This is a genomic window from Paraburkholderia mimosarum LMG 23256 = NBRC 106338, assembly GCF_000739815.1.
GTDB lineage: Bacteria > Pseudomonadota > Gammaproteobacteria > Burkholderiales > Burkholderiaceae > Paraburkholderia > Paraburkholderia mimosarum.
Map to the genome: position 1 here is coordinate 1 of NZ_BBJJ01000174.1, position 4,427 is coordinate 4,427.

At 61.5% G+C, this 4,427-nt stretch carries 5 protein-coding genes and 1 pseudogene; 3 read left to right on the forward strand and 3 right to left on the reverse strand.

Going from position 1 to position 4,427, the window contains the following annotated elements; translation table 11 throughout:
- Both BMI01S_RS42280 and BMI01S_RS36075 read left to right on the forward strand, forming a co-directional pair.
- Positions 1 to 258, forward strand: a 258-nt coding sequence (locus BMI01S_RS42280; protein WP_042292821.1) for a hypothetical protein, incomplete at its 5' end; no start/stop codon positions are given.
- The gene (locus tag BMI01S_RS36075) at positions 242 to 1,498 is read left to right on the forward strand and encodes a hypothetical protein (RefSeq protein WP_028232992.1); all 1,257 of its coding nucleotides are present in this window, start codon (positions 242 to 244) and stop codon (positions 1,496 to 1,498) included. The genes BMI01S_RS42280 and BMI01S_RS36075, both read left to right, overlap by 17 nt.
- Before the next feature lie 389 nt (positions 1,499 to 1,887).
- Here the strand turns inward: BMI01S_RS36075 and BMI01S_RS36080 are convergent, their stop codons facing one another.
- Positions 1,888 to 2,361, reverse strand: coding sequence for a nuclear transport factor 2 family protein (locus tag BMI01S_RS36080; RefSeq protein ID WP_028215583.1), 474 nt, complete (start codon positions 2,359 to 2,361; stop codon positions 1,888 to 1,890).
- Positions 2,362 to 2,381: 20 nt separating this feature from the next.
- Here BMI01S_RS36080 and BMI01S_RS41610 point away from each other — a divergent pair, with 20 nt between their 5' ends.
- Positions 2,382 to 2,573, forward strand: coding sequence for a hypothetical protein (locus BMI01S_RS41610; RefSeq protein WP_154671516.1), 192 nt, complete (start codon positions 2,382 to 2,384; stop codon positions 2,571 to 2,573).
- 166 nt (positions 2,574 to 2,739) lie between these two features.
- Here the strand turns inward: BMI01S_RS41610 and BMI01S_RS43640 are convergent.
- Both BMI01S_RS43640 and BMI01S_RS36090 read right to left on the reverse strand, forming a co-directional pair.
- Positions 2,740 to 3,705, reverse strand: a pseudogene (locus tag BMI01S_RS43640) (alpha/beta hydrolase).
- Positions 3,706 to 3,725: 20 nt separating this feature from the next.
- Positions 3,726 to 4,427: porin (locus BMI01S_RS36090; protein WP_042292823.1), on the reverse strand; the 702-nt coding region annotated here is incomplete at its 5' end.

Consider the following 4,427-nt stretch of genomic DNA (forward strand, 5'->3'; position numbering starts at 1 on the left):
GTCCGCTCCACGGGCGTCATTGGGGGAGATCCGATCATCACCGCCGTCGTGCACGACGTTTTTCATAACCTGCCCGCAATCATCAGTTCATTGGCCGCCGTGCTGGTTGCCTGGCAAAAGCGCGACGCGCTACGCCGGGTCGTCCTCAAGAAAGGCCCGAAGACGACGACACTCGACATCCGCGGCATGTCGGGCGAGGATCTGAAACAGATTCTGCAAAGTCGCATCACCGAATTCAACGATGACAAAGCGGATTGAGCTCGCCCACAATCCGGACTTCGCCGACCTGCTGGACATCAAGCGGGATCTCTACACGCTAGGCGGGCCAATCCCCTTCGACGAGGAGGCGATCGCCGGCTGCAGCAACATGATTCTCAGCGGCGAGATCGGCTTTCTGTCGATCTCGTCGCCGATGGCCCGCACCGAGATTTGCACTTGGCGCGGCGAGCACACGATCATCTGGGACTCGCGTTGGCTCGAATTCGTGAATGCGCTGTGCAGATTGACCATGCCGTTCCTCGTGACCGGCGGTGCATACTGGGACAGCGCAACCGCAGTGCAGGATGTCGTAACCTTGTTCCTGATTGAGCAGCTCTCCATCCTCGGCGAAACTGAAGTGGGTCTCGCGCTGACGCTCAAGCGCCAGCTCGTCGCCAGGGGCCGCACCGCGGCCGATATTCTCGCCCCCGAGCCGTATCTGCCCGACGCCCAGTTCCGCAGGCGTTACAAGGAACTGGCGCGCTTCGCAGCGGACAGCCTGCAGCATCTCACGCTGATTCACGAATGGTTGCATCTCGGCTTTCGTCTTGGCGTCATCCTGCATGACACCGTGATCGAGCAACTGAGGCCGTCGCTCGAAGACTTCGTCGACACGGTGCGGCGCGCCGGCGAAAAATTTCTCGCGCGCCTCGAAGGCGAAGAACGTGCGCGCGAAGCGCTAATCTTGGATGACATGTGCGCGCGCCTGATGCGCGATGGCGCATCCGAAATCTCGGCGGAAGAAATCTACTGCGACGTCCACGCGGCCTCGCGATACGCACGCGGATACGTGGCTCCGCGCGTCATCCGGCACAACGACGCGGCGCTCTTTCGACATGGGTTCTGGGTCATCCAGAACTATCTCGCGGCCTTCTATCTGTTCGACCAGATCGCGTTTTTTGCGGCGACAGTCGTCTCGCGAAAAGGGTGGAACGATGTGGCGTTTTCCGGGGCGGCACGTGCGCGCGACGGCATGACAAAACACGTCTACCGCAGCGCCGCGGAAAACGTCGCACGACAGTGCTCGTTTTCAAGCGCAAGCGACATTCAAGCGGATTTCACGAAGATCGACGGCTGGTTTGCACGTTATATGATCGAGACCCTTAAGTGGCTTCGAGCGTTCGCATTCGATCCTCGCTGGTCCGACTGGAGAGCCAGCGCGCTAGCCCAAGTTGCCGGTGCCGGTGGCATCGCGGCGGCGCGTGCCGACGTATGGCGCTATCTCGGCTGGCCGGCTTGAGTGCCTTCGGCCCTTACAGCCAATTCGCCCCTTCGGCGCGGCTGCGTGATAAAGTCATCGGCGCTTCGCGCCTGGTCGCTGCTCGCCGGCCGCGTCGCGATCGTCATATCTCCCTTTCGATACCGTGCTCGACATCCGGCGCGCTGTCCAAAATCGTAAGGACTGCAATATGAAAGTGCGATCATTAGATTTATGTAAAATTGAGTTCCAAGGGAAATCGCGGCAACGACTGGCGTTGATTCAATCACCGTAGGGATGCCCATTATTGAGCACCCTTCGGAGAGTATCGACTGGGTCTGTGGGAAAACCCGGGCGAATATGGCTGGAACTATCCCGATTCGGCTTGCCTATTAGCACGACGTCAACCGCAAAGAAGTGAACGCGCAGTCTCACCCGCGCCTCGCCCGAAACCCATCGAGACTCTTGCGTGCCTGTGCCCGGATTGCGCGTTGCACGAAGGGCGTCCAGCCGAGCAAGGTCCCTTTCAGGCCAAATGCCTGGCTCGCCCAGCGCCACAAGTCGAAACTGTCGCGATGCCGGGCAATGAGTCCGTCACGAAACTCGAAGCGTGCCTCGATCCGGTTGACCACCGTGCGGCCGGTCGGACCAAACTTGTAGCGCGCGACCCACTTCGCACTCCCCGTCTGCCCGTTCGCGCCGACATCGCCAAACGTCAGGGAAAAATCCCGTGCACGCTCCACCAGCATACGCCACATGTCGCGTGCGGCCTCCCCGCGCAGTTCGCCAAATGCTGGATCGCAGAAGACAAGGTCGTCGGCATAGCAGGCCAGCATCGCGTCGATATCTTGCCGCTGAAAGGCCTCATAAAAGCGGAAAATCAGTTCGGCGTTGGAATGGCCCATCTTGGAGTGTTGTTCTCGTTGTGAGTGATCCGGAGTTTAAGCGCGACGGCCAGATACCGTCCAGTATGGCCAATGCAGACCCGGAGCCCAGCGAAAAGCCTTCTGCTCAGGCTTCGCTCAAGCCGCCGCGCCAGGCGCTCGACGATCTCAGCCACTGGAAAATCGCCGCAATCGAACCAGTGCATGATCGGCGCAATCGGGCCGCTCAATGATCTGCGTATTGGAGCGACCCCAGGATCGGCATAATTGAGCCACCTAGCGGGCTCAGTGTTGTGTCGGGCGCTGCTCCGAAACGCTTCCCTCTACGAACGATTCGAGAAAGCGAAAATCGAAGCGGCGTTTGAAATTCCTCGGTACACGGCCGCCCGATTCCCTGCGTTATCCGGCGAGAATCCCACGCAGGTACGCGCCCGCGTACTCAATCGCCTCAGCTGCAGCCGGCAGAACGCCAGCCATTTCGACGAAACCATGAACCATGCCCGGCACCTCGATGTATTCAACCTGCACGTCCGCGGCGTGCAGCGCGTCGCGATAGTACCGGCCGTCATCTCGCAGCACGTCGCATTCCGCCGTGACGATCAGCGCCGGCGGGAGATTGCGCAAATCCATTTCGCGCAGCGGCGATAACCGTGTGTCGGTAGTGTCGAAACCATCCATGAACGGGCTGGATAGCGCACGCATCAATTCCAGCGTCAACGGCGGTACCGCACCGTTCTCCTGTCGCGACCGATAATGCTCGCCAGCCGGCGACAGATCGGTCGAGGGATAGAACAACACCTATGCCCGCAGCGGGACCTCACCACGCAGACGCTGACACGCGACAGCCGCCAGGCTCCCGCCCGCACTGTCCCCCGCCACGGCAATGCGCTCCGGATCGAGTCCGAGCGACACGGCATGGGACGCCAGCCAGCGAATCGCGGCCAGTACGTCTTCCGGTCCCGCGGGAGCAGGATGTTCCGGCGCAAGCCGATAGTCGACGCTCGCCACAGCACAGCCGGATGCGCGGACCAACCGCCTGCAAATCTTGTCGTGACTGTCGAGGTCACCGAGCGTCCAGCCCCCGCCATGAAGATAGACGGTAACCCCGTACGGCACGACATCCGCCTGATCGGGCAGAGACAGGCGCAGCGGGATCTCGCCGGCTGGGCCGTCCGCCAGTAACGCGCGGACTTCCCGCACCGGCAGCGGTTCCCCGCCTAACCTTGCGCCAATCTGGCGGTATGCTTCGCGCCTTTGCGCGAGCGGCAGCGACTCGAGTGGCGGCGCGCCACTTGCGGCCATCGCAGCCAGCAGTTCGCGCACATCGGGCGCGAGGCGAAGAGGATCGAATGGTGCAGTCTGCATATGGGGCGTCCGGAGGTCGATCAGAACCGCGTCTGCATACCAACGCGACCGATGAACTGCGACGCGCCGCTCGACGCGACCATCACGTCGTTGATCTGTGCGTTCGCCCCCTGATTCGCTCGCTGGTAGACACCAGCCACGTACACGCTGGTTCGCTTCGACAGGAAGTACGACATCATTCCGGTGATCTGATGCGCGTGATTGTCGTCGACGACCTGATTACCCTTCATGTACATATACGCGCCGCTCAACACCCATTCCGGCGCGATCAGCCACATGCCGCCCAGCTCCACCTGCCAGACTGACGCGCCGTTCATTTCGTTACGCACCGCTGTGTAGAGCGCGTTCGCGGTCACCGGACCGAAGGTATAGTGAGCGCCCGCGCCCCAGTTGCGCACGCTGACCTGCGCGCCTGAGACATCCGTCTTTACCTGCGTATAGGCCGCATTCGCCCCGAATGTGCCGTAGACGTAGTTCAGCCCCACGCTCACCCCGCTGTTCGACCCGAACGACCCCGCTACACCGCCGAAGCCGTACATCGCGCCAGCGGAGAAGCCGCCGCAGCTCGGACTCACATACTTGACCGAGTTATGGATGGGTCTGGATCCCGCCATGCCATCCCAGTCGAACGCGCCCGTCGGATTGTTCGGCAGCGCGAGTTTCGCAAACGGTCCATTACGGAAATCGTAGACACCGTGCGCATAGATCGCGCCATCGTCGAA